The following is a 23,746-nucleotide window of genomic DNA, read 5'->3' as shown; positions in this document are numbered from 1 at the left end:
ACCGCCCGCGATCTCTTCGTCGCCAAGTACGCCGGGGAACCCGATCCCGGCGTTTCACTCGGCACAGCCGAAGTGGTGGCGTGCGAGGCGGTGCGCAACGCGTCGACGAAGTTGGCACCGCTCGATCCGATGTCGGAGGGCGGGGTGTCCTGGGTGCGGCTGGCCCACGCGGTCCGCGACCGGGTCCGCACCCGCAAGCGCTGGTCCCGGCTGCGTACCTACGACGACCTGCAGGGACGGCTGCACGAGATCATCGCCGACGCGGAATGGGGGCAGGCGGCCTGTGCCCGCATCCGCGACCGGTTCGAGGTCGTCCTCGTCGACGAATTCCAGGACACCGACCCGCAGCAGTGGGAGATCCTGCGCCGCTGCTTTCATGGTCATCGCCCGCTGGTGCTGGTCGGCGACCCGAAGCAGTCGATCTACGCCTTCCGCGGCGCCGATGTGTTCAGCTACCTGCAGGCCTCGCGGGAGGCCCAGGAGCAGCGCAACCTCACCGTCAACTGGCGCTCGGACGCACCACTCGTCGACGCGCTGGGCGCGATCCTCGTCGACGCCGAACTCGGCGACCCGCAGATCGCGGTCCGGCCGGTCCACGCGCGCCACGCGGAGGGTCGGATCCGCAATACCGCGCCGTTGCGCCTGCGCCATTTCAACCGGCGCGACTTCACCAGTCACACGAAAGACGGCTCGACCCCGCTCGTGCCGGGCGTCCGCGACCGAGTCATCGATGATGTCGCGGCCGACATTGCGGCCACGCTCGCCGGCGATGCGCGAATCGTCGTCGACGACGAGGCCGGCGGACAGATCGAGCGCCGCCTCGAGCCCGGTGATATCGCGGTCTTGTTGCGGGCCAATGCCACCATCGAACCGTTGCAGCGAGCGCTCAGTGCCCATGGCATCGTCACCGTCGTCGCCGGTGGCCGCAGCGTCTTCGCCAGTGAGGCCGCGCGTTACTGGTGGTACGTCATGCAGGCGCTGGATCGACCGTCGGATTCTCGCCGGGTGCGGCTCGCTGCGGTGACCCCGCTGCTGGGTGTCACGCCTGCGGAGCTCGATGCGCGCGGGGAAGCCGGCATCGGCGGTCTGGCCGGCGCCCTCGCGTCGTGGGCGCGCACCTTTGAAGAGGGTGGCGCGGCGGCGATGACCGCGCAACTCGTGCGCGAGCGGCACGTTGCGCAGCGCGTCCTCGCAATGGCCGACGGTGAGCGGCTGCTCACCGACCTGTTGCAGGTCGCCGCCCTCCTGGTCGAGGAGGTCGCCCACACCGGATGTGGGCTATCTGGGCTGGTTGCGTGGCTGGCCGAGAGCGTCGCGGACGGTCAGGCCGTGCAGCGACGGGCCAATCAGACGAGGCGGCTCGATCGCGACACCGCGGCTGTGCAGTTGATGACCGTGCACGCCAGCAAGGGACTGGAGTTCCCGATCGTTTATGTGCCGTTTGGCTGGGATGGCGGGCGGCCGAGTCGGCCGAAGACCTTCACCTTCCACGAGGGCGAGGTGCGCTACCTCGATGTCGGCGGGGAGGATGCCGCCGGATACCACGAGCGCAAGCGGATCGCCGACGCGGAGTCGGCGGGCGAGGATTTGCGCCTGCTCTACGTCGCGTTGACGCGGGCCCGCTCGCAGGTCGTCGCCTGGTGGGCGCCGAGCACGACGACCACCAGCGGCCCGCTGCACCGGGTCCTGTTCTCGACGCTCGACCGGATGGCGGCGATGAGATCGGGTACCCGGTCACCGATTCCCGATACGATCGCGCTGCTCGACGATGCCCGCGAGGAGATGCTGCTGCGCGAGGTCGCCGACTTTCACCCGGCCATCGCCCTTGAGGCCGCCGGCCGTCGCGGTGACGTCCCGCGCTGGCGTCCGCCGGCGCCGGCCGGATCCGGTGCGGCGGAAATGGTGGTCGCGAGCTTCGATCGGCCAATCGACGACCAGTTCCGGCGATCGTCGTACTCGTCGATCGTGCGGGCCGCGCACGATGCGGCCCACGCGGCGGCCGATCCCGTCCCGGCGGTCGGCAGCGAACCCGACGATCAGGCCGTGCGCGCGGGGGAGCTCCTCGACGAACCGGCCGATGAGGTGGGGGCCACCATCGAAAGCGTGGATGCGCCAACGGGTACACCATCGTTGATGAATGGACTGCCGTTCGGGGCGCGGTTCGGCACCCTGGTCCACCAGGTACTTGAATACGTCGACACCGATGTGCCCGACCGGGCCGCGCATATCCGGGAACTGTGCGCTACGGGTGCCCGGCGGGCCGCGTTCGACATCGACGTCGACGTGCTGGGCGCCGCGCTCGAGGGCGTCCTCACAACGCCGCTGGGACTCGTCGACGATCCCGGGGCCGACGATCTGTGGAGCATCCAACGCACCGATCGGCTCAGTGAGATGGACTTCGAATTGCCGCTCGCCGACGTCGATGGCGGGTTTGGCCTGGCCGCTGTCGCCGAACTCATGCGACGGCATCTGTCCGGCGACGATCCACTGCGGCCGTACGCCGACGAAGTCGCCGGAGTCTCCGACGAGAGGTTCCACGGCTTCCTCACCGGCAGCATCGACTCGGTCCTGCGGGTGCCCGGTGATGACGGTCGGCCGCGGTTCGTTGTCGTCGACTACAAGACCAATCGCATCCGGCCGGGTGATCTTGTCGCGGAGACATTCTCGCGGGAGGCGATGGCGCAGGAGATGATGGCCGCGCACTATCCGCTGCAGGCGCTGCTGTATTCCGTTGCGCTGCACCGATATTTGCGTTGGCGGTTGCCCCGGTATGCGCCGGAGCACAGTCTGGGGCCGGTGCAGTATCAGTTCGTGCGCGGGATGGTCGGGCCGGCGACCCCCGATGGGTGCGGCGTCTTCCAGTGGAAAATTCCGGCGGGGCTCGTCGTCGGCCTGTCCGATCTGTTGGCGGGGGTGCGGCCATGAGCGGAGCCATCCGGGAGTTCGATCCGGCATCGGGGGATCTGGCCGTCGGGGAGGTTGGGTTCCTCCGGGCCTTCAACGAATCGGGCTTGATCACGTCAGCCGATGTGCAGGTCGCCCGGCGGTTGTCGAAGCTGTCCGACGAGACTGCTGCCGACGAGGTCCTCCTTGCCGCGGCGCTGGCCGTGCGGGCGGTGCGGACCGGATCGATCTGCGTCGCGCTGGAGACGATCGCCGACCTCGATCCCGACCCCGAGAATCCGTTGCCCTGGCCGAGCACGGACGCAATGGTGGCGGCTCTGCGGGTGAGCAGTCTGGTGATCGGCGGTAGGTTCGGACCGCTGAAGCCGTTGGCGCTGGTCGACTCCGACGACGGTCCGCTGGTCTACCTGCGCAAGTATTTCGAGCAGGAGCAGACTATCCGACGAATCCTGGACGGGCGGGCGGCCAGCAGGCCGCCAGTCGATCTGGCGCGGGCTCGGGCCGCCATCGACGACGTGTTCGCGCCGGCGGCCGCCGATGACGGTGGACCGGACTACGACAGGCAGCGCGCCGCGGCGGCGTTGGCGGCGACGTCGTGGACGACGGTGCTGGTCGGCGGGCCCGGGACGGGCAAGACGCACACCGTGGCCCGGATTCTCGGGGTCCTCGAGCGTGTCCTGGGCGGGGGTGTGCGCATCGGTCTGTGCGCGCCGACTGGACGTGCAGCGGCGCAACTACAGGCGTCGATCAACGACTACGACGGATTGGCGGCCATGCCGGTCGCACATACCGTGCACGCGCTGCTCGGCATCTGGCGCGACGGCACCGTCCGGCACGGGCCGAACAATCGCCTCCCCTATGACGTGGTGGTCGTCGACGAGACGTCGATGCTGTCGGTCACCGCGATGAGTCTGCTCCTGGCTGCGGTGCGCGACGATACGCGGCTGATCCTCGTCGGTGATCCTCATCAGCTCGTATCGGTGGAGGCCGGTGCGGTGCTCACCGACCTCACCGACCGTGCGCTGCGCTCGACCGCCACGTTGCCACCCGGCTTTGCCGACCTAGCGGACTTAGGTGATTCTGACTTTTCCAGCGCCGAGAAGGCCCAACTCGGCGGCAGCGTGCTGACGCTGACGTGGGGATACCGGTTCGGGACGGTGATCGCGTCGGTCGCCGCGGCGGTCAATCGGGGCGACGCCGACGAGGTGTTGCGGCTCATCGAGCAAGATTGCGGGGACCGCATCGAGCTGGTGGAACCCGAGGCGCTCGACGATGTCCGCAACGACACCGTGACCTGGCTATCAGCCTTGCGCACGGCCGGAGCCGCGGGCGACGCGCGAACCGCTGTCACCGAACTGGGCGCCTATCGCGTGCTCTGCGCCCATCGCGATGGTCGCTACGGCGTTGGATGGTGGTCACGAACGATAGATTCGTGGCGCCATGCCGTCCGCCGCAGTGGTCCGTGGCCCATCGGGGAGCCGCTACTGGTCACGTCGACGGACAAGCGCGTCGGCATCTACAACGGCGACACCGGTGTGGTGATCGCCGACGGTGGGAGGGGGGTGAGCGTCGCCTTCGACAAGCACGGCGAGATCGTCACACTGCACCCTTCGCAACTCGCCGATGCGATGCCGGCCGCCGCGATGACGATCCACCGCAGTCAGGGAAGCCAGTTCGACGTTGTCACCGTGGTGCTGCCACCGTCGGAGTCGGCGCTGTTGACCCGCGAGCTGCTGTATACCGCCACCACCCGGGCCCGGAAGCGAGTACGCATCGTTGGAAAGGCCGACTGGCTGCGCGCGGCCGTGGATCGGCGAGTTGCCCGGGCCAGCGGCCTGCGCGGCGAGGTGACCGAATGGTCGCCGCAGGTCGACTGACGGAGCAATGTCCCGCGGCTCGCGTGGTGCGTCGGTGGGCAGCGCCGCGAGTATCTACCGCGCGCGCATACCCAGGACATTGTCCAGGGCGGCACGGACGTCGGGCGCTTCGATGCGCATGAGCGCATCCGCGGCGAGGGCGGCGATGTCAGCGTCACCGGTGCTCAGACGGTGCTCGCGCTCTTCCTCGGCCGCCTCGACGACGTTGCGAATGAAGCGGCCGTTGCCGGCCAGGTCGATGCCCCGGCGCGGCTCGCCGGTCTGATCGATCTCGGTGATCTCGTACAGCGGGGCGCAGTGCTGCTCGATCACGGCGATCGCATCGGGGGAGAGGACCGAATCCCGCTTGCGGGCGATCACCGTGCCGATCTGGGCGAGTTCGGCCGGCGAGTAGGACTCAAACCGGATCCGCTTGCTGAATCGCGACGCCAATCCATCGTTGGCGCCGAGGAAACGGTCAATTTCACCGTCGTATCCGGCGATGATCACGACCAGCCGATCACGGTCGTTCTCCATCCGGGCCAGCAGGGTGTCGACGGCCTCGCGGCCGAACGCGTCGCCTCCGGAGAGCCCGGACTGAATCAGCATGTACGCCTCGTCGATGAACAGCACGCCGTCGAGTGCACGATCGATGAGCTGGCCGGTCTTGATCGCCGTCGAGCCGAGGTGTTCGCCGACGAAGTCGCGGCGCGACGCCTCGATGACCGTGTCGGTCTTGAGGACGCCCAGCCCGCAATAGACCTTGGCGACGACGCGCGCGACTGTCGTTTTGCCGGTGCCAGGTGGGCCGGTGAAGACGAGATGCTGACTGCGCGCTGCGCTGGTCAGTCCCTTCGCCGCACGTACTCGGGCCAGGGTCGCTGTGGACTTGAGCTTGCCGACCTGGGTCTTGACCGACTCGAGGCCGATCTGCTCGGCCAATTCACGTTCGGCCTTTGCCAACAGGGTGCGGCCGGCATCGGCGTCGACGGGATCCTCCTGCGGCACCGAAGCCGGATCCCAGCGATCGGTGCGCGAATCGATGATCTGCTGCGAGGTGACGACGAGACGAAACTTGGGGTCGTTCATTGCGTTGGCGTTGTCGGCGAATCCGGGCTCGAGGGAATACACTGCCTCGAACACCGCCCGAGCCTCGTCCTCCTTGCCCATCTCGCGCAGGCAGAGACCGCGGGTGAACATCGCGGCCGTTCGCGCTGCCGGGATCGGCCCGCCCTCGGCCCTTTCGAGGCGGTTGACCGCCTCCCCGAACAGCCCGAGTTGCGCACACGCGGTGCCGACCATGACGTTGGCGGCCGCGGTCAAGTGCCCGTCGGCCCAGGTGGCAGATCCGGCGAGGGCGGTCAACACGTCGGGCCAGCGCTGGGTCCGGAAGTGCAAACATCCGTGTGCGAAGTCGACGATGGGCGTCTTCTCGCCAGCCGCCACCGCATCGAGAGCATCCTGTGCACCGTCATAGTCCTGCGCATCGAGCATCGTGCAGGCGTAGGCGGCGGCGGCCTCCGCGGGATCCGATACCGGGTAGTCGATGTAGAAGCCGGTGGAGAACCGGCCGGCCAGTGTGCGCGGCGGCAGTCCGAGGCGGCGTTGCTCGACGAACAGCGAGCCCCGGTGCTTGTACAGGTTGAAGTAGATGTCGGGAGAGTTCTCGCCCGTCGCAATGCGGCCCAGCCAGGCATCGGCCATCTCCGGGACCATTTCGGTGGCGCGCACAAAGGCCCGCCTCGCGTAATCCTCGTCCCGATCGGCCTCCTGGCCGTCGACCCGGATCCCAGAGGCCAGCACCCCCGCGTCAAAGATGTGGCGCGCCTGTAAGAAACTTTCGACAGTCATAACCGCCAGACCTCCCCCAAAGTCCGAAGTTGGTTGCGACGATATCGCAGCGGCGGGCTTGTCCTCAGCGATATTGCGGGACCGGTCGCCGGCTGCGGATGCCCGGTCCGCACGGACCGGAGTGCTAGCGTCCTTAGTGATGTTAGTTCGGTTGATTCACGGGTTGGAGGAGTCATGACCTCGGCATCATCGTATGAGCCGATTCAGCGATATCTTTCGGGCGAGTTGGGATTCGAGGACGCGTTGCATGCGGTTACCGGGCTCAGCGTCGACCGTGCTGCGCTGGTCGGAGTCTTGGAGACCCTCGCTGCTGATGGCGGGCTGGCCAATGCCTCATTGTCCTACCACGACGAGAAGTTGCTCTCTGAGTCCGGATTTCACGAGAAGCCGGGTGCCGTCGCGGTGATGACGGTGCAGCGCGACGTTCAGTTGCAGCAGATCATCTCCGAGTCGCTGACCGTCAACGAGGTCGCCGAGCGCCTTGGGGTCTCCACCGCGCGTGTTCGCCAGCGTATCGCCGCGCGCACGCTGTGGTCCTACCTGTGGGGGGAGCGTCGGCTGATGCCGGCCGCCCAGTTCACCCCCAGCGGTGTGGTGCCGCATATGGACGAAGTCATTTCGGTCCTGCGGCCCGACTCCCATCCGCTGGAGGTGCACAAGATTTTGACCGTTCCGCAGCCGTCGCTGACTCGCAAGAACGGAAGCCCGCAGTCGATCGCCGACTATCTCAGTCGGGCGCCCGTCTCTGCCGAGCAGTTGGCGCAGGTGCTCGACTTGGTGAATGCGGCATCGTGGTCGACGGTCTAGGGGGGCCGCCCGCCATCGAGGAACTCCGATCTCGGGGGGTGCGGCGCGAAGAGGTCATCGGCTTGTCGTCGGAGATTGTGTGGCGCGTCCACGCAACGGCCGGCGAGCATGTGCTGCCGTGGAACTTTCCGCGCACGTGGGGACCGGTCCTGCGATTCGACCATCACCCGCAGCCACTCGGGATGCACCCGGAAGCCGGGATTTGGTATGGCGCCGCCAACCCGCGCGGGGCGCTGGCAGAAGTGTTCCAGGAGACGCGTCTGATTGACAGATTCCACGGCACGCCCTATCTGACGGCGGCACGGTTCACCCGGAAGGTACGACTGCTCGACGTCGGCGGGATCGGCACGGGCGCTTGGCTGACCCGTGCCGGTGGACAGTTCGCGCTCGATTCTGCGCCGCACCGAATTGCGCAGGAGTGGGCGCAGGCGATTCACGAGGCATACGGCGAGGTCGAGGGGATCGCGTACCGCGGGCGGTTCGCGGGCGGGCCGTGCGTGGCGTTGTTCGAGCGTGGCGCCGAGGCGTTGCCGGATCGGCCGGAGTTGTCGTTGCCGTTGTCGCACCCAGGGTTGCACGCCGGAGTGGCGACGGCCGCGCTCGAACTCGGCTACACGGTGCTGTAAGGAATAGACCATGACATACGGCGGACAGTATCCCGGGACCGGCGGATTTCCCGGGGGTGGCCGACACCGTTCAGCGGGCGCCGATCCCGTTGATCTGATCAAGACAACGGCCTATACGACAGGCCCGTATGCGCCGACCCGCGGTGAACCTCTCCGCGCGCGGGCCGTTCCGCCCGAGTCGGATTACCGGTTCGGACCCGGGGAACCCGAGGAGTCGGGAAGCGATGGTGTTGTGGGCGATGGTGTTGTGGGCGATGGGCGTCCGCCCCGGCATCCATGGATCCTCGCAGCGGTTGTCGGAGTCACTGTGTTTCTGGCAACGATCACCGTCGGGGGCACGGTGTTGGCGGTCAATGACAGTCGCGCTCGCAAAGCAGAGAACTATCAGGCGGGACCGCCCACATCGACGGTCACGGTCACCGAGTCGGTGACGACGACCACGACGACGACCGTCACATCGACGCCCTCGCGTTCGGCCCGGCCGTCGGACAGCCCCAATGATTCGACGGCAGCCACCGCCGCACCGGGGTGGTACGCCCAATTCGGCTCCTTCACGGTTCTGGAGATGGCACAGGAACTCGCATCACGGGTGGGGGGCGAGGTCTACCACGGCGAGGAATTCGGCCAGCCCGGCCAATACATCGTGGCTCAGCGCGAGTACTCGCGAAGCAGCGCCAGCGACGCGTGCGACATTGCCGAGCAGTCGTGCATCGTCAAGCAGGTCCAGTAGGCGGTACCAGCCGACCGGCACGATGCCCGCAGTCGCTTTTCCCGACGCCCGCGGACACGGTCGGCGGAAGCCAGGGCACGGTCGGCGGATCAGTCACGGCGACTGATGACGGCGGCCTTGGCGGTCTGGAATTCGGCGTCGGTAAGTAGTCCGCGCTGGTGGAGGTCCGCCAGTTTCACCAATTCGTCGGCGATCGTCGGTTCCACTGGGGTAGTCGGTGCCCCGGGGGTCGACTGGGATGCGCATGGATCCGTCGGGTGAGCCTTCCTCTTAATCAGGCTGATGCCCTGCAGTGGCGGCGGCGCCTGACCAGCGGGATCGCGGAGGGAGGGATCGACTCGGCTCGCGGGCTCGTCAGGCACGTGACCAGCGACGGGGATCGGCACCAGGAGTTGGTCCAGATAGGGAGCGAGGAACTTGCGCACCTCGCTCACCACGACCCCGAAGTTCTTCTCCTCGGCGTCGGTGATGCCGAGGAGATAGCTGAAGACGAGTTTCCGCTCGAAACGATAGCCCCTGAACTGCGCGCGGTGGATCTGGATTTCGACCGTGTGCGCCGATGTCTTGGGCACCGCGATGAGGCGCTGGTCGGTCACCGCGAGCCCGATGGACAGCGGCGTAACCGAGGTGACGTCGGCCAGCGCGATGAGGCGTTCGCCGGGCGCCATGACGGACCTGAGTATTGCTTCGCAGCGCTTCGCCCTGCCCTTGCTGAGCATCGGCGATTTCGTGGGACGGGTCACCGGATCTCTTCCTCCGTGTCAGGACAATGGGGAGCGGATGAACTCGGTGCGCGAGAGCTTGAATCCGTAATTCTGGGGTCCGGTGCAGTACAGCGCCTCGATAGACGAGTAGCAGTTGAACTCGGCACCGGGCACGGATAGCCGGACGGACTCGCCGTAGTTCAGCGCCGGCCCCGGATCGCGCCAAACCCCCTGCAGAATCGTCGAGCAGGGCGCCCGGTCGTACTTGAACCATCCGGCGATCCGCACGTGTTCTTCGGCGTTGTCGCCGTAGAAGCCGCACCGCGACTGCGCGGCCGATTGATTGGGTCCGTCGTGGATCTCGCAGATGAACTCCGACCCGGCGAAACACGCGATATTGCCGCTGGGCACGCTGAACGCGTACGTGGCAACCGGCGTTGGAGGTGCCAGCAGGAAGCGGGACGGGTCGACGGCGTGATACGCCGCGGGGCCGTCGGGTGGAATAGCCGTGGTCCGCGGTGGTGTGGTCGGCGTGGGGGTCTCGCCGGTCGTCGTCGGCGTATCGGGCGAAACCGTTGTCGTAACGGTGACCCGCGCGTTCGGGTCAGCTTCCGGGTCGCCGAAGACAACCCGATCACACGCGGACAATCCCAGTGCGACAAGGGGAAGGATCATCGCGAGAGTCAGTATCCGGATACTTTTCATGTGCGCATCCTCCGGTCAGCTGGCGGGTAGTCGGGTCAGCGCATGACTCTGGCGGTTCAGCGATTCACACCCGTCGTCGGTGACGATCACAATGTCTTCGATCCGAGCGCCCCAATCGCCGTCGAAATAGATCCCGGGTTCGATACTGAAGGCCATGCCCGGACAGAGAACGAGGCTGTTCCCGGCAACGATGTAGGGCTCTTCGTGGACCGACAACCCGATTCCGTGGCCCGTGCGGTGGATGAACCGGTCGGCCAGTCCGGCTGCGGCGAGCCGGTCGCGGGCGGCCGCGTCGACAGACTCGGCGGTAACCCCGGGACGGGCGGCGGCGATCGCAGCTTCCTGGGCCGCCTTCAGCTGCGCATAGGCGCGGGTGACCTCGGGACTCGGCTCGGTGAAGCAGTAGGTGCGGGTGCAGTCCGAGTTGTAACCGGGGTCAACCGGACCGCCGATATCGATGACGACGATGTCGTCATCGGTGATGACGCGCTCGGAATGCTCGTGGTGCGGATCGGCGCCGTTCGGTCCGGATCCGACGATGACGAAGGCGGCGGAGGTGTGTCCCTCGGCGACCAGCGCGTCGGCGATATCGGCGGCGACGGCGGCCTCGGTGCGGCCCGGGCGCAGCCACTCAGCCATCCGGGCGTGGACCCGGTCGATTGCCGTGCCGGCGCGGCGCAGCGCCGCTATCTCGTCGTCATCCTTGATCATCCGGAGGTCGCGCAGAACGCTGGTGGCCAACTGCGGTGCGGTCCCAGTCGCATTCATCAACGGGACCAGATGTCCCGCCGACATCGAATCAGACACGGCGACAGTTGGATTCGACGGCAGATCGGCCAGCGCGAGCGCGTACGGATCTTCACCGTCGACCCACGGTGAGACGTCGACGCCCAGTTCGCCGGCTGCAGAGTCGGCGAAGGTGGCGACCTCCAGCCGCGGCACGACCAGGCGCGGTGGCCCGGCGGCCGGGATCACCAACGCGGTCAAGCGCTCGAAAGTCTGCGCATCAGAACCGATCAGGTAGGCGAGATCGGGGCCGGGGGTGACGATCAGTGCCGCGACGCCCGCGTTGGCGGCGAGCGCGGCCGCGCGGAGCAAGCGCTGGTCGTAGACGGCGGTGGGGAAGCGGGCAGCCATAACGGCAACCCTAGTCGTGCGGGGTGACGGGACGGCCGAGGAAGACCGCCGATCCCAGCACACGATCCACCGCGATCTCGATGACCACCCGCCGCGGGTTCGGCTGCGGCTCCCGGTAGCGCAGGCCGTATCGTCGCTCGGCTTCCCGTATGCGCCCGGGATCGCGCGACACGCTGATCGGGCCCTCCAAGGTCAGCCAGCGCGGACCGTCCACATGGGTGACGGCGGCGCGCTGACCGCGATCGGCGTTGCGCACCTTGTGGCTGCCCTCGCGGGTGATGACGCGCACCAGCTTCTTGTCGGGGTCATAGGTGAAGCCGACGGCCACCACATGCGGACTGCCATCGGCACGGGTCGTCGCCAGCGTCGCGAGGTGACGCTCCGTCAAGAAATCCAGGGCATCGTCGGTCAGGTCGTCAGGTCCGCTCACCCGGCCAACGGTAGTCGCGCCGAATTTCGATGCGCGGATGGGATACTGACTGCCGTGACTGGATCAATCCTGCTTTTCGGTGGGCGCAGCGAGATCGGCCTGGCCGTGACGACCCGGCTGGCCGCAGGACACGATGTCGTCCTGGCAGCGCGCCGCGCCGACGATCTCGACGAGGAGGAGGCCGCCCTACTCTCCGCCGGGGCCGCCGGCGTCACCTGCATCGAATTCGACGCCGACGACACAGACTCGCATCCGGCGCTGATCGGCGAACTGTTCGCGCGCGGGCCGGTGGAGGCCGCAGTTGTCGCCTTCGGCATTCTCGGCGACGCGGCCAGGGCCGAGGCCGACGTCGACCACGCACTTCAGATCGCACGCGTCGACTATCTCGCGCAGATCTCCGTCATCACCCTGCTCGCCGGCGCCATGCGCGAGCAGGGCCGCGGCACGATCATCGTCTTCTCGTCGATCGCCGGACAACGCGTCCGGCGGGCCAACTACGTCTACGGCTCGACGAAGGCCGGGCTCGACGGGTTTGCGTCGGGTTTGTCCGATGCACTGCACGGTAGTGGGGTGCGCCTGCTCCTGGTTCGCCCGGGATTCGTCATCGGTGCGATGACCAAGGAATTGATGGCCGGCGGCGTGAAACCGGCACCGATGTCGAAGACCGCCGATCAGGTCGCCGACGCTGTTGTCCGCGCCTACCGCCGCGGGAAGGCGGTCGTCTGGGTGCCGTGGGCACTGGCGCCGGTCACCCTGGTGTTCCGCCTCTTGCCGCGCGCGATCTGGCGCCGGATGCCGCGATGAGCCGCTTTGTCGTCGTCGGAATCGGCGCCGATGGCTGGGCGGGGCTGTCGGGTGCAGCGCAGCGCGAGCTGGGCTCGGCCGTTCGGGTGTTCGGTTCGGCGCGCCAGCTAGACCTCCTCGGGTCGGTGCTCGACGCCGAGTTGACAGCCTGGCGCAGCCCGATGAGCGAACACCTGCGCGCGGTGCTCACCGCGACTGGCGGCGGTCCGACCCATCTGCTGGCATCGGGCGACCCGATGTTTCACGGGCTGGGCACGACCGTCGCCGCCGCGGTTGGCGCGCAGAACGTCCGGATTCTGCCGCACCCGTCGAGCGTCAGTCTCGCCGCCGCGCACCTGGGGTGGGACCTGTCGACGGTTGGTGTCGTGTCACTGGTCACCGGCGAGATCGGCGACGTGCTCGGCGAAGCGGGTGACCGCCGACGACTATTCGTGCTGTCCCGGGATGCGTCGTCACCCCATACCGTGGCAGAGATGCTGCGGGACAACGGATTTGGTGATTCAACGATGACGGTCCTCGAACAGCTCGGCGGCCCGGATGAGAGGGTGTTCGCCGGAGTTGCCGGGGCTTGGGGAGTCGCACCCGGTGACGCGCTGAACGTCATTGCGCTCGAATGCGCTGGGCCGTCGCGGGTGTTGACGCCCGGACTGCCCGACGACGAATTCGCCCACGACGGCCAGCTGACCAAGCAGGCGATGCGGGCTTTGACGGTGGCCGCTCTTGCGCCCACCGGCGGGACAGTGCTGTGGGATGTCGGCGCCGGATCGGGCAGCGTCGGGATCGAGTGGTTGCGGGTCAACCCGACGGGGTCGGTCGTGGCCTTTGAACGGAATTCCGATCGCATCGCCCGGATCCGCAGCAACGCCATTCGTCATGGGGTCGCCGCGCGGCTCACCGTCGTCGCCGGCGATGCCGCACAAACCGTTCCGGTATTCGATGGGCCTGCGCCAGACGCTGTTTTCGCCGGTGGCGGCCTGACTGCCGAGGTCTTTTCTTCATTGTGGTCGGCGTTGGGTGCCGGCGGGACTTTTGTGGCGAACGCGGTGAGCATTCCGACTCAACAACTCCTCGTCGACCTGGCCGCTCGGCATGGCGGTGCGTTGCGGCGGATCAGCATCGAAGAGGTGGCTCCGCTGGGCACCGTCACGGCGTGGCGGCCGGCGCTGCCCATCGTCGAATGGGTGGCGACCGCATGACCGTGTACTTCATCGGCGCCGGTCCGGGCGCCCCCGACCTCATCACCGTGCGGGGCGCTGAACTGTTGCGACGGTGTCGGGTCTGCCTGTACGCGGGGTCCCTGGTGCCGCCGGAGTTGTTGGCGTTGTGCCCGCCGGCGGGCCAACAGATCAACACCGCGCGGATGCCGCTCGACGAAATAGTGTCGCTTCTGGTTGCCGCTGAAGGGCACGGGCTCGACGTGGCGCGACTCCATTCGGGCGACCCGTCGCTGTATTCGGCCGTCGCCGAGCAACAACGACGATTGCACGACCATGGCGTACCGACGCAGATCGTGCCCGGTGTCCCCGCCTTTGCCGCGGCCGCCGCCTCATTGGGAACCGAACTCACCGTGCCGGGCGTTGGGCAGAGTCTGCTGATCACGCGCATCGCCACGCTGTCCACCGACATGCCGCCGGGGGAGACGCTCGCCGAATTGGCATCGTCCGGTGTCACCCTCGCACTGCATCTGGCGGCTCGTCAGACTGACGCGATCGTCGCCGCGCTCGCCCCCTTCTACGGCCCCGACTGCCCGACCGCCACCGTCGCCTTCGCCAGCCGCGACGAGGAGCAGATCGTTCGCTGTCCGCTGCACGAACTGCCGCGCGCCCTCGCCGACGCGGGAATCGTGCGCACTGCGGTGATCTTTGTCGGCCGGGTGCTCACCGCCGATCCCGCCGCGACCGACAGTTACCTGTACTCCGCGGCACGGGTGGCCAAGATCCGTGATACGCAAAACGGGCATCTGGGACCGGAAAACGCACCGTGAGCGCGCCAGTGCTCATCCTGGGCGGTACCGGCGAGGCACGCGACCTGGCCGGCCGCCTCATCGGCGCTGATGTGCCGGTGATCAGTTCCCTGGCGGGCCGGGTGGCCAACCCGCAGTTGCCCGACGGCGAGGTCCGCGTCGGGGGGTTCGGGGGCGTCGACGGTCTGGTGGCGTGGTTGCGCGAGCACCGGGCGGCCGCGGTGGTCGACGCGACGCATCCGTTTGCGCAACGAATCTCGGCCAACGCGGTCGCCGCTGCCGAGGCGACGGGGATTCCGTTGCTGAGGTTGGTGCGACCGGAGTGGGCGCCGGTCGTTGGTGATTCCTGGTCGATGGTCCCCGACATCGACGCGGCCGCCACGGCGGTCCGCGACTCTGGTGCACGCCGTGTTTTGCTGACGACGGGCCGTCAAGACGTCGGCGCGTTCGCCGGCATCGACTCGGCCTGGTTCCTGATCCGCGTCGTCGATCCGCCGACGGCTGCGCTACCGCCCGCGCACGAGATCTTGCGATCGCGCGGGCCCTACCGTCTCGAGGATGAGCGGAAGGTATTGGTCGACAACGGTATTGACCTGCTCGTGACCAAGAATAGCGGCGGCGAACTCACGCGCGCGAAGCTGGATTCGGCGCGTGAACTGGGTATCCCCGTCGTACTGGTTGAGCGCCCCAGCGAGTCCGCAACCGAGGCTGTCGCCACCGTCGACGATGCGGTTTCGTGGGTGGATCGGTTGGCACGCGCGAGGAAGTTCACCGACCGTAGTGGCGCGGGGTGAAGACGAGTCGGCCGCCTGGACGCTGCACGACCGTTGTCAAGGACGAGCCGACGATGATCAGCGTTCGCATGTCGACGACGGTCGGGTCGAATTCGCCGACGGTGGTCACGGTCAACAATTCCGTTGGCCCGCCGACGTCGCGACCAAGCAGCAGAACCCGGTCGGGTGCGACCCGGTCGAGAAGGAGGCTCTTGAGATCCGCCACCTGGTGGTTGCGGCTGACCGAGCCCGGGTTGTATATCGCCAGGACCAGATCCGCGTCGACCGCGGCGGTGATTCGGCGGGCGATGACGTCCCACGGTTTGAGCCGATCGGACAGTGAGATCAGTGCCAGGTCGTGGCCAAGCGGAGCACCGAACGCCGCGGCCACCGCCGACGCCGCAGTGACGCCGGGAAGAACCCGCACCGGCACGTCGGCGTACTGCTCCTCGGCCGCAACCTCGGCGACGGCCGCCGCCATGGCGAAGACCCCCGGGTCCCCGGAGGAGACGACCACGACCCGCCGACCGCGTCGGGCCAGGTCCAGGGCAAACTCGGCCCGCTGGGATTCGACGCGGTTGTCGCTGGCGTGCACCTGCTGTCCGGGGCGCGTGGTGACTCGAGCGAGATAGGTCGTATATCCGATGAGATCGGTGGCCGATGCGAGGGCGGCACGTACCTGCGGGGTCTGCTGATCGCCGGGGCCAGGGCCAAGACCGACCACCGTCACCCCGCGCGGCGGGCTGGCGTCGAGCCGCGCCAGCGGGTTGTTGATGGCGCCGGGCACCACGATCATCGAGAAGTAGGGCACCGTCGATGCGTCGACATCGGTGACTCGGGCGACCCGCTGCTGCGGGGTGCTCGCCCGCTCGACATACCACGCTTCCCCAAGTCGGCCCGCTGCTTGCAGGGCCGCACGGACCCGTTCGAAGGTGCGGCCGAGTTTGAGCACCGCGATCGCCGATCCACTGGCGAGGTGGGCGATCAACTCGTCGGCGGGCGCGGTTCCGGGCAGCACCACGAGGCTCTCCTCGCCCTCGACCAGTGGAATCCCGAGGGCCGCGCTCGCGCCCGCTACCGAGGTGACGCCCGGGACGATCTCGGTGGAAAACCGTGGTGCCAGACGCTTGTGCATGTGCATGTAGGAGCTGAAGAAAAGCGGATCGCCCTCGGCGAGTAGCACCACATCACGGCCGGCGGCCAGGTGATCGGCGAGGAGTTCGGCGCTGTCCCGGTAGAAGTCGGCCATGGCGCCGGCATAGCCGCCGGGGTGCTCGACACTCTCCGTTGTGACCGGGTACATCAGGCGTTCCTCGATCTGTCCCGCGCGCAGGTAGGGCTCGGCGACACCGCGCGCGATGCTGTTGCCATGGCGGGCGCAGTGGTAGGCGATGACGTCGGCGGCACCGATCAGGCGCGCGGCCTTCACCGTGACCAGTTCGGAATCGCCGGGACCAAGACCGACGCCGTACAGCGTGCCGCTCATCGCTCGCTCGCCGTAGCCAGCGCGTTGACCGCTGCCGCGGTGATCGCGGAACCGCCACGGCGGCCCAGCACGGTAAGGAAATCGATGTCGGTGCGCTCGGCCAGCGCCGCGCACGACTCGGCCGCACCGACGAATCCGACGGGGGCGCCGACGATGGCGGCCGGCCGCGGCGCACCGGCGTCGATAAGTTCGAGCAGGGCGAACAGCGCCGTCGGCGCGTTGCCGATCGCCACCACCGCGCCATCCAGGTGCGGCAGCCACAGGTGTACGGCCGCCGCAGTGCGCGTCGTGCCGAGTTGGGCGGCAAGACCGGGGACGCGGGGATCGGAGAGGAGGCAGCGCACCTCGTTATCGGCGGGCAGTCGCTTGCGTGTCACGCCGGCGGCGACCATCGAGGCGTCGCACAGGACGGGAGCGCCATGCTGGAGCGCCGTACGTGCGGCGGCCACCACTCCAGGAGTGCCCCTGACGTCCGTTGGCAGGTCGGTCTGCCCGCACGCATGGATCATCCGGACGACCACGGTGGCCAGATCGGTGGCAAAAGCACTGAGATCGGCCTCGGCGCGGATGATCGCGAAGGAGCGCTCATAAATAGCGGCGCCATCGCGGAGGTACTCGTACTCAGCCATGAGGGTTGAGCCTAGTGGCGCTCAGTCGATCCTGGTGCGGCGGTAGGTGCCGTCCGGTTGGGCCTCGACGCGCAGATGGGGTGCGGTGGGGGACCCGCACCCGCGTGAGCAGCCGACCCAGTGCTCGCGGAGGCCGTTGGGGGGGAGGTCAGCCCGGTCTCGAGCAGCGTGGCCGGCCGTGTCGATGCGGACATCGGTGTGAGACTTCGCGCAGCCGGGCTGTCCGGTGCAGCAGGACAGTCGGGCCCACGGCGACTCGGCGTCGAAGATCAGGCCGATCGGGGCCAACACCCGGAGTGCGGTCTCGGCCACGGGTTCGGTCAGATCGGCTAGTAGGATCTCGCGGCGCGGCGTGATGATGATTGGCGCCTGCACGGCCGCCAGGAACTCGGCGGTCCGTGCGGGTAGACGGCCCGCCGGCGTGACTGCGCCCAGCAGAACTTGTGCATCGTCTTGACCGAACCAGCCGACCAGCGGGGACTCATCGTCTGCCGTCACCGGCTGGCCCGGGGTCACCTGGTCCGTCATCGCGGGTAGTCCACCAACGAGGGTGGCGATGAGTGCTTCGCGGCCGGTGTCGTCCAGTTCGCGGATGCGCCAAGAACCTGACGCCGCCGAAGCAAAAGCCCGGGCAGCCGCCAGGAGGGCACCCACGGCTTCCACTCGGGGGAGCACACCGACAGTTGTGTCAGCGACGATGAGGGTGACGTGCCCATCGGGTCGCCATTGCACGGCCACGTCGGGGTGCTGGGCCAGGACGTCGCCGCGGCCGTCGTCGACGCCGAAGAGGAAGCGGCCGGACAGCCCGGTGATGGGTGCGCCGCGCAGGGCCTCGTCGAGGGTGGTGATCGTTTCGTCAATGCTGCCGTGTCCGCCGATGCGCCCGGCCAGGGGGGAGCCGATGATGTTCCGGATCGTGTCCGCTGCCCCGGGAGAGCCGAGGCCGATGGCCAAGAGTGCGTCCGCAGCCGCGTCGGGATCGTGGAGTCCGCGCAGCTGCACATTGCCCCGGCTGGTCAGTTCGAGGTGACCGTCACCGTGGTCCTGCGCTACGCGCGCCGCGACGGCCAACTGGTCAGGACGAATTCGTCCACCAGGTAGGCGAATGCGCGCGAGTGCGCCGTCGCGCGCCTCGTGCGTGCTGAGGACGCCCGGGCAACGATCGGCGCCGGTGCGGGGCTGGACGGGGGGCACGGGCTCCAGCCTACGACGGCCATCCCCGCCCAGTGGGCACCTCGACCCCGCCCAGTGGGCACCTCGCCTAGGGTGGAGCCCGTGATCCTGCTGCTGTCCACTTCGGATACCGACCTCATCACTGCCGCCGCGAGTGGCGCGCCTATACGCGGAGCCAATCCGTCGCGGATCCTCGTCGATGAGATCCCCGAACTCGCCCGCGACGCGGATCTTATCGTCGTTCGCATTCTTGGCGGTCGACGCGCATGGGAGGCCGGGATCAACGCGGCGCTGGCCACCGGGAAACCGGTCGTCGTCCTTTCCGGCGAACAACAACCCGACCCCGACCTCATGGCGTGCTCCACGGTGCCGGCCGGCGTCGCCGCACAGGCGCACAACTACTTCGTTGCCGGTGGCGTCGACAACCTCGTCAACGCCCACAACTTCCTGTCCGACACGGTGCTGCTGACCGGGTTGGGCTTCGGTGAACCCGTGGTCACCCCCATGTGGGGTGTGTTGGAGCGAAACGTTGCGGCGCTGCCCGACGAGGCTCCGACCATCGGAATCTTGTATTACCGCGCGCAACATCTCGCTGGGAACACCCGCTATGTCGATGCGCTGTGCGAGGCGATCGAGACCGCCGGGGCAACGGCCCTGCCCGTGTACTGCGCGTCGCTGCGTACCGCACCCGACGAACTGATCGAGGTGCTTGGGACGGCCGACGCCCTGATCGCCACGGTGCTCGCCGCCGGCGGCACCACCCCTGCCAACGCGTCAGCGGGCGGGGATGACGAAGCATGGGACGTCGAACGTCTTGCCGCCCTTGATATCCCGATTCTGCAAGGCCTGGCGGTAACTGGGTCGCGGGAACAATGGGCGGCCAACGACGACGGGCTGTCGCCGCTTGACGTCGCCAGCCAGGTCGCGGTGCCCGAGTTCGATGGGCGCATTATCACCGTGCCGTTCTCCTTCAAGGAATTCGACGACGACGGTCTGCCCTGGTACCAACCCGACCTCGAACGCTGTGCACGCGTCGCTGGAATCGCGGTGCGCCACGCACGGCTTCGCCACCTGCCGCAGGCCGACAAGCGAATCGCCCTGGTGTTGTCGGCGTACCCAACCAAACACGCCCGGATCGGCAACGCCGTCGGCCTCGATACCCCGAAGTCCTTGCTGCGCTTGTTGACTGCGCTGCGGGGCCACGGCTACGACGTCGGCGACCCGGTGCAGATCCCTGGCTTGCTCGACGACGATTCCGATGCGCTCATGCATGCGCTCATCGAGGCTGGCGGACAGGATCCGGCGTGGCTGACCGACGAGGTGTTGGCCGCCAACCCGATTCGTGTTGCCGCCGCCGACTACCGCGACTGGTTCGTCGGCCTGCCCGCCGATCTGCGTGGAGCCGTCGAGGATAAGTGGGGGCCCGCGCCGGGAGAGCTCTTCGTCGATCGGTCCTCGAACCCGGAGGGTGAGATCGTTATCGCGGCAATGAACTTCGGCAACATTGTGCTGATGGTGCAGCCGCCTCGTGGGTTCGGCGAGAACCCCGTCGCTATCTACCACGATCCCGATCTTGCGCCGTCACACCACTATCTCGCTGCATATCGTTGGCTGGCTTCTGCTCCCGATTCGGACGGATGGGGTTTCGGTGCCGACGCCGTCGTGCACCTCGGCAAGCACGGCAACCTGGAATGGTTGCCGGGTAAGACGCTGGGCATGTCGGCGTCTTGTGGCACCGATGCCGCGCTGGGTGACCTCCCGCTGGTGTATCCGTTTCTCGTCAACGACCCGGGCGAGGGCACCCAGGCAAAGCGTCGAGCCCATGCGGTCCTCGTCGACCATCTGATCCCGCCGATGGCCCGCGCCGAGTCCTATGGTGATATCGCGCGCCTCGAGCAGCTCCTCGACGAGCACGCCAACATCGCGGCGCTCGATCCCGCTAAACTCCCGGCGATCCGGCAACAGATTTGGACACTGCTCACCGCGGCGAAGATGGATCACGACCTCGGGCTTGCCGAGCGGCCTGCTGAAGAGGTGTTCGACGACATACTGCTGCACGTCGACGGCTGGTTGTGTGAGATCAAGGATGTGCAGATCCGCGACGGCCTGCACATCCTTGGCGAGGCGCCCGTCGACGAGGGCGAGATCGACCTGGTCCTCGCCATGCTCCGCGCGCGTCAACTGTGGGGCGGTTCGATGGCCCTACCCGGGCTGCGCGAGGCCCTCGGGTTGAACGAAGCGCCGGGGGAGGCCGACGGTGCGCGAACTCAAGCCGTCGACGCCGTGGAATCTCAGGCGCGCGAACTGATTTCCCGGTGCCACAAGGGCGGGTGGACCGACGAGACCGTCGCCGAGGCCGCGGCCGGGCTGCCCGGCGCGGTCGCCGACGTCCTCGCCTTCGCCGCGCACGAGGTGGTGCCGCGGCTGCGCGCCACCAGTGGTGAGGTCGCACAGGTGCTGCACGCCCTCGACGGCGGCTTCATCGCGTCGGGACCCAGTGGATCGCCACTGCGCGGTCTGATCAACGTCCTGCCGACCGGACGCAACTTCTACTCGGTGGATCCCAAGGCCGTGCCGAGTCGCCTGGCCTGGGAGACGGGGCGGGCGATGGCGGATTCGCTGCTCGAACGCTACCTGGCCGACCACGGCGAGTACCCACGGTCGGTTGGGCTGTCGGTCTGGGGGACCAGCGCCATGCGGACCTCCGGTGACGACATCGCCGAGGTGTTGGCCCTGCTCGGCGTCGAGCCCGTGTGGGACGAGGCATCGCGGCGGGTCGTTGACCTTGATCTCATCGACCTCGCCGAACTCGGCCGTCCGCGCATTGACGTGACGGTGCGCATTTCCGGGTTCTTCCGCGACGCCTTCCCCCACGTGGTGACGATGCTCGACGATGCGGTGAAGTTGGCTGCCACCGCGGATGAGCCCGACGAGCAGAACTTCGTCGCTGCCCACGTCCGCGAATCGGTCGCCCAGCACGGCGATGAGCGTCGTGCGACTACGCGTGTCTTCGGATCCAAACCGGGCACCTACGGCGCGGGCCTGCTGCAACTCATCGATTCACAGCAGTGGCGATCGGATGAGGATCTCGCCGCGGTCTACACCGCGTGGGGAGGCTACGCCTACGGCCGTGACCTGGACGGCAAGGAGGCTGTCGACGATATGCGCAGCGCATACCGCCGCATCAACGTCGCGGCGAAGAACACCGACACCCGCGAGCACGACATTGCCGATTCCGATGACTACTTCCAGTACCACGGCGGCATGGTCGCGACGGTGCGTGCGCTCACGGGATCCGATCCGGAGGCCTACATCGGTGATTCGACGCGCCCCGACGCCGTGCGCACCCGCACTCTTTCCGAGGAGACGTCGCGCGTCTTTCGTGCCCGCGTCGTGAATCCGCGGTGGATCTCGGCGATGCAGCGCCACGGTTACAAGGGTGCCTTCGAGATGGCGGCAACCGTCGACTACTTGTTCGGCTACGACGCGACGACCAACGTGGTGGCCGATTGGATGTATGAGCAGCTCACCGAGTCTTACGTGCTGGACGAGACGAATCGCGAGTTCCTCGAGAAGTCGAATCCGTGGGCGCTGCATGGCATCACCGAGCGGCTGCTCGAGGCGGCGCAGCGGGAGCTGTGGGAGGCGCCGCCGCCGGCGATGCTCGACGAGTTGCGCCGTATCTTCTTAGAAACCGAAGGTGATATCGAGGGTCGCGCTGACGATTAACCCGCAATTCCGGGCACGGTCGGCGGAATCAGACAACCGACGCGATACGCGCGAGGATGGCCTCGGCCAATTCTGTCGGGCGCTCCTCCGGGATCCAGTGACTGGCACCCTCCATCGGCGCGAAGTCGAACGGCGCACGGACGAAGCGCTCAGACTCGACGGCCTGGGCCCTGCTGAGGAAGTGGTCGCCGTCGCTCCACACCACCGTTGTCGGCACCGACACCGGGCCCACGAACGACGGAGAGGTCAACGGCAGTCCGCGATACCAGTTCACCCCACCTGGTAGCGCACCGTCGTCGACGATCCCGGTCCGGAACTGCTCGACCATCGCCGGTGTCATCCCCAACTTGGCCTGCATCCTCTCGCCGACACCGGAGCGCATCGTCAGCAGTCGTTCGGGCAGCCAGGGAATCTGGAAGAAGACCATGTACCAGGAACGCAATGCCTGGCTGCTCGTGCGCAACGAACGCATGAAGGCACCCGGATGGCCGACCGACACCGCGGTCAGGCTCGCGACTTTGTCGGGATGGTTCGACGCGACCGCCCACGCGACGATAGCGCCCCAATCGTGGCCGACGAGGTGTACCGGTGCACCGATCTCATCGATCAGGGCCGCGATGTCGCCGGTCAGGTGCCGCAGCGAATACTGTCGACGACCCGTCGGCCGGGCACCGGGGGAGTATCCGCGTTGATCGGGGGCCAGGGTCCGAAATCCGCGATCGTTCAGCAGTGGCGTCACACCGGCCCACGCGCTGGCGCGCTGAGGAAAGCCGTGCAGCAGCAGGACGGGCACGCCGTCGGCAGGCCCGGCTTCGGTGACCGAGAACGTCAAACCCTCATTGGTGAACTCTGTGATCGGCGGCATGAATCCCCAACGTACCCGGGCGCGGGAGCAAAATGGGGGTTTGCGACGTTGAGTAGGCAGACGGAAGGAAACCCCCATGAGGATTCGTTCGATCCTGCTGAGCTATCTCGCGATCGAGATCGCCGCGTTCGTCGGGCTGTCGGTCTGGCTCGGCGTCGGCTGGGCCATCCTGATAACCCTGCTCACCGCCGTAACGGGCTATGTGTTCCTCGTCGCGCGCGGTCGCCGAGTAGTCCACGATCTGACCCGCGCCGCCCGCAACGAGATCCGGCCGACCGAGCCGTTGCCCGATACCGCACTCCTCGGGCTGTCGTCGGTGCTGGTGATCGCACCGGGCGTGGTCACCACGGTGCTCGGTGTCGCCTTGATGGCGGGGCCGGCCCGGCGGGCGGCCCGGCCCATCGTGACCGCTTTCGGTGCCCGGCGACTGGCCGGTCTGGTCACGGTCGTCAGCAGTCGGACGGTCTTTCTCGCCGGCGACGTGGTCGACGGCGAGGTCGTCGAGGAGGCCGTCACGGTGCCAACCGATCAGCGCCAATTGCCGCCCGCGCACTGAGGCCCGTCGTCCACCCGG

General features: G+C 67.8%; 21 protein-coding genes. 11 read left to right on the top strand and 10 right to left on the bottom strand.

Annotation, left to right across the window (positions count from 1 at the left end; genetic code table 11):
- Both B4M62_RS08055 and recD read left to right on the top strand, forming a co-directional pair.
- On the top strand, positions 1-2,925 hold a 2,925-nt coding region (locus B4M62_RS08055), incomplete at its 5' end, for a UvrD-helicase domain-containing protein (RefSeq protein WP_290706496.1).
- Positions 2,922-4,781, top strand: coding sequence for an exodeoxyribonuclease V subunit alpha (gene recD / locus B4M62_RS08050; RefSeq protein ID WP_290706494.1), 1,860 nt, complete (start codon positions 2,922-2,924; stop codon positions 4,779-4,781). The genes B4M62_RS08055 and recD, both read left to right, overlap by 4 nt.
- 54 nt (positions 4,782-4,835) lie before the next feature.
- On the opposite strand, the gene eccA is transcribed toward recD, so the two are convergent.
- The gene (gene eccA, locus B4M62_RS08045) at positions 4,836-6,611 is read right to left on the bottom strand and encodes a type VII secretion AAA-ATPase EccA (protein WP_290706492.1); all 1,776 of its coding nucleotides are present in this window, start codon (positions 6,609-6,611) and stop codon (positions 4,836-4,838) included.
- Positions 6,612-6,785: 174 nt separating this feature from the next.
- Here eccA and B4M62_RS08040 point away from each other — a divergent pair, with 174 nt between their 5' ends.
- Positions 6,786-7,418: a hypothetical protein gene (locus B4M62_RS08040; RefSeq protein ID WP_290706490.1), complete on the top strand. Its 633-nt coding sequence runs from the start codon at positions 6,786-6,788 to the stop codon at positions 7,416-7,418.
- 38 nt (positions 7,419-7,456) lie between these two features.
- Positions 7,457-8,044 carry an RES family NAD+ phosphorylase gene (locus B4M62_RS08035; protein WP_414651809.1) on the top strand — a complete coding sequence of 196 codons (588 nt, stop codon included), beginning with the start codon at positions 7,457-7,459 and terminating at the stop codon, positions 8,042-8,044.
- Between the two features lie 384 nt (positions 8,045-8,428).
- Here the strand turns inward: B4M62_RS08035 and B4M62_RS08030 are convergent, their stop codons facing one another.
- Positions 8,429-8,599 (bottom strand): hypothetical protein, encoded by a 171-nt coding sequence (locus B4M62_RS08030; protein WP_290706484.1) that lies wholly within the window; start codon positions 8,597-8,599, stop codon positions 8,429-8,431.
- Positions 8,600-8,609: 10 nt separating this feature from the next.
- Between B4M62_RS08030 and B4M62_RS08025 the strand changes: the two genes are divergently transcribed.
- A complete protein-coding gene (locus B4M62_RS08025; protein ID WP_290706482.1) occupies positions 8,610-8,774 on the top strand; it encodes a hypothetical protein in 165 nt (54 codons plus the stop codon).
- Between the two features lie 89 nt (positions 8,775-8,863).
- On the opposite strand, the gene B4M62_RS08020 is transcribed toward B4M62_RS08025, so the two are convergent.
- The 4 genes from B4M62_RS08020 to B4M62_RS08005 form a co-directional block, all read right to left on the bottom strand.
- Positions 8,864-9,442 carry an SHOCT domain-containing protein gene (locus tag B4M62_RS08020; protein WP_290706480.1) on the bottom strand — a complete coding sequence of 193 codons (579 nt, stop codon included), beginning with the start codon at positions 9,440-9,442 and terminating at the stop codon, positions 8,864-8,866.
- A 93-nt stretch (positions 9,443-9,535) separates the two neighbouring features.
- The gene (locus B4M62_RS08015) at positions 9,536-10,183 is read right to left on the bottom strand and encodes a hypothetical protein (RefSeq protein WP_290706478.1); all 648 of its coding nucleotides are present in this window, start codon (positions 10,181-10,183) and stop codon (positions 9,536-9,538) included.
- Between the two features lie 15 nt (positions 10,184-10,198).
- Positions 10,199-11,320 (bottom strand): M24 family metallopeptidase, encoded by a 1,122-nt coding sequence (locus B4M62_RS08010; protein ID WP_290706476.1) that lies wholly within the window; start codon positions 11,318-11,320, stop codon positions 10,199-10,201.
- A 10-nt stretch (positions 11,321-11,330) separates the two neighbouring features.
- Positions 11,331-11,750 carry a pyridoxamine 5'-phosphate oxidase family protein gene (locus tag B4M62_RS08005; RefSeq protein WP_290706474.1) on the bottom strand — a complete coding sequence of 140 codons (420 nt, stop codon included), beginning with the start codon at positions 11,748-11,750 and terminating at the stop codon, positions 11,331-11,333.
- 54 nt (positions 11,751-11,804) lie between these two features.
- Here B4M62_RS08005 and B4M62_RS08000 point away from each other — a divergent pair, with 54 nt between their 5' ends.
- Genes B4M62_RS08000 through B4M62_RS07985 form a run of 4 tightly spaced genes read left to right on the top strand, consistent with a single transcriptional unit; the run spans position 11,805 to position 15,311 of the window.
- Positions 11,805-12,554 (top strand): decaprenylphospho-beta-D-erythro-pentofuranosid-2-ulose 2-reductase, encoded by a 750-nt coding sequence (locus B4M62_RS08000; protein ID WP_290706472.1) that lies wholly within the window; start codon positions 11,805-11,807, stop codon positions 12,552-12,554.
- Complete coding sequence (gene cbiE / locus B4M62_RS07995) at positions 12,551-13,750, top strand: precorrin-6y C5,15-methyltransferase (decarboxylating) subunit CbiE (RefSeq protein WP_290706470.1); 1,200 nt, start codon at positions 12,551-12,553, stop codon at positions 13,748-13,750. The genes B4M62_RS08000 and cbiE overlap by 4 nt, the downstream gene beginning before the upstream one ends.
- A complete protein-coding gene (locus B4M62_RS07990; protein WP_290706469.1) occupies positions 13,747-14,538 on the top strand; it encodes a cobalt-precorrin-4/precorrin-4 C(11)-methyltransferase in 792 nt (263 codons plus the stop codon). The genes cbiE and B4M62_RS07990 overlap by 4 nt, the downstream gene beginning before the upstream one ends.
- Complete coding sequence (locus tag B4M62_RS07985) at positions 14,535-15,311, top strand: cobalt-precorrin-6A reductase (protein WP_290706467.1); 777 nt, start codon at positions 14,535-14,537, stop codon at positions 15,309-15,311. Before B4M62_RS07990 ends, B4M62_RS07985 begins: the two co-directional genes overlap by 4 nt.
- On the opposite strand, the gene B4M62_RS07980 is transcribed toward B4M62_RS07985, so the two are convergent.
- The 3 genes from B4M62_RS07980 to cobG are packed head-to-tail and all read right to left on the bottom strand — an operon-like array spanning position 15,286 to position 18,599.
- Complete coding sequence (locus tag B4M62_RS07980) at positions 15,286-16,776, bottom strand: precorrin-2 C(20)-methyltransferase (RefSeq protein WP_290706465.1); 1,491 nt, start codon at positions 16,774-16,776, stop codon at positions 15,286-15,288. The genes B4M62_RS07985 and B4M62_RS07980 overlap by 26 nt on opposite strands.
- A complete protein-coding gene (locus B4M62_RS07975; protein ID WP_290706463.1) occupies positions 16,773-17,405 on the bottom strand; it encodes a precorrin-8X methylmutase in 633 nt (210 codons plus the stop codon). Before B4M62_RS07975 ends, B4M62_RS07980 begins: the two co-directional genes overlap by 4 nt.
- A gap of 21 nt (positions 17,406-17,426) precedes the next feature.
- Positions 17,427-18,599, bottom strand: coding sequence for a precorrin-3B synthase (gene cobG, locus B4M62_RS07970; RefSeq protein WP_290706461.1), 1,173 nt, complete (start codon positions 18,597-18,599; stop codon positions 17,427-17,429).
- An 81-nt stretch (positions 18,600-18,680) separates the two neighbouring features.
- On the opposite strand from cobG, the gene cobN reads away from it, so the two are divergent.
- Complete coding sequence (gene cobN / locus B4M62_RS07965; protein WP_290706459.1) at positions 18,681-22,307, top strand: cobaltochelatase subunit CobN; 3,627 nt, start codon at positions 18,681-18,683, stop codon at positions 22,305-22,307.
- Between the two features lie 28 nt (positions 22,308-22,335).
- Here the strand turns inward: cobN and B4M62_RS07960 are convergent, their stop codons facing one another.
- On the bottom strand, positions 22,336-23,172 hold the full coding sequence (locus B4M62_RS07960; protein ID WP_290706457.1) for an alpha/beta fold hydrolase: 837 nt from the start codon (positions 23,170-23,172) through the stop codon (positions 22,336-22,338).
- Between the two features lie 76 nt (positions 23,173-23,248).
- Here B4M62_RS07960 and B4M62_RS07955 point away from each other — a divergent pair, with 76 nt between their 5' ends.
- Positions 23,249-23,728 carry an FxsA family protein gene (locus tag B4M62_RS07955; RefSeq protein WP_290706455.1) on the top strand — a complete coding sequence of 160 codons (480 nt, stop codon included), beginning with the start codon at positions 23,249-23,251 and terminating at the stop codon, positions 23,726-23,728.
- The last annotated feature ends 18 nt before the right edge of the window (positions 23,729-23,746 follow it).

Origin of the sequence: Gordonia sp. UBA5067, assembly GCF_002414845.1 — a bacterium.
GTDB classification, from domain to species: domain Bacteria; phylum Actinomycetota; class Actinomycetes; order Mycobacteriales; family Mycobacteriaceae; genus Gordonia; species Gordonia defluvii.
Note: the sequence above shows the minus strand (reverse complement) of the source record. Positions and strands in the feature narration are given on the sequence as shown.

Coding starts and splice junctions, on each gene's coding strand:
- B4M62_RS08020 (WP_290706480.1), bottom strand. CDS start 9,442: ATGGCGCCCGGCGAACGCCTCATCGCGCTGGCCGACGTCACCTCGGTT.
- cbiE (WP_290706470.1), top strand. CDS start 12,551: ATGAGCCGCTTTGTCGTCGTCGGAATCGGCGCCGATGGCTGGGCGGGG.
- B4M62_RS07975 (WP_290706463.1), bottom strand. CDS start 17,405: ATGGCTGAGTACGAGTACCTCCGCGATGGCGCCGCTATTTATGAGCGC.
- B4M62_RS08040 (WP_290706490.1), top strand. CDS start 6,786: ATGACCTCGGCATCATCGTATGAGCCGATTCAGCGATATCTTTCGGGC.
- B4M62_RS07955 (WP_290706455.1), top strand. CDS start 23,249: ATGAGGATTCGTTCGATCCTGCTGAGCTATCTCGCGATCGAGATCGCC.
- B4M62_RS08015 (WP_290706478.1), bottom strand. CDS start 10,183: ATGAAAAGTATCCGGATACTGACTCTCGCGATGATCCTTCCCCTTGTC.
- B4M62_RS08025 (WP_290706482.1), top strand. CDS start 8,610: ATGGCACAGGAACTCGCATCACGGGTGGGGGGCGAGGTCTACCACGGC.
- B4M62_RS08010 (WP_290706476.1), bottom strand. CDS start 11,320: ATGGCTGCCCGCTTCCCCACCGCCGTCTACGACCAGCGCTTGCTCCGC.
- B4M62_RS07960 (WP_290706457.1), bottom strand. CDS start 23,172: ATGCCGCCGATCACAGAGTTCACCAATGAGGGTTTGACGTTCTCGGTC.
- recD (WP_290706494.1), top strand. CDS start 2,922: ATGAGCGGAGCCATCCGGGAGTTCGATCCGGCATCGGGGGATCTGGCC.
- B4M62_RS07980 (WP_290706465.1), bottom strand. CDS start 16,776: ATGAGCGGCACGCTGTACGGCGTCGGTCTTGGTCCCGGCGATTCCGAA.
- eccA (WP_290706492.1), bottom strand. CDS start 6,611: ATGACTGTCGAAAGTTTCTTACAGGCGCGCCACATCTTTGACGCGGGG.
- B4M62_RS07990 (WP_290706469.1), top strand. CDS start 13,747: ATGACCGTGTACTTCATCGGCGCCGGTCCGGGCGCCCCCGACCTCATC.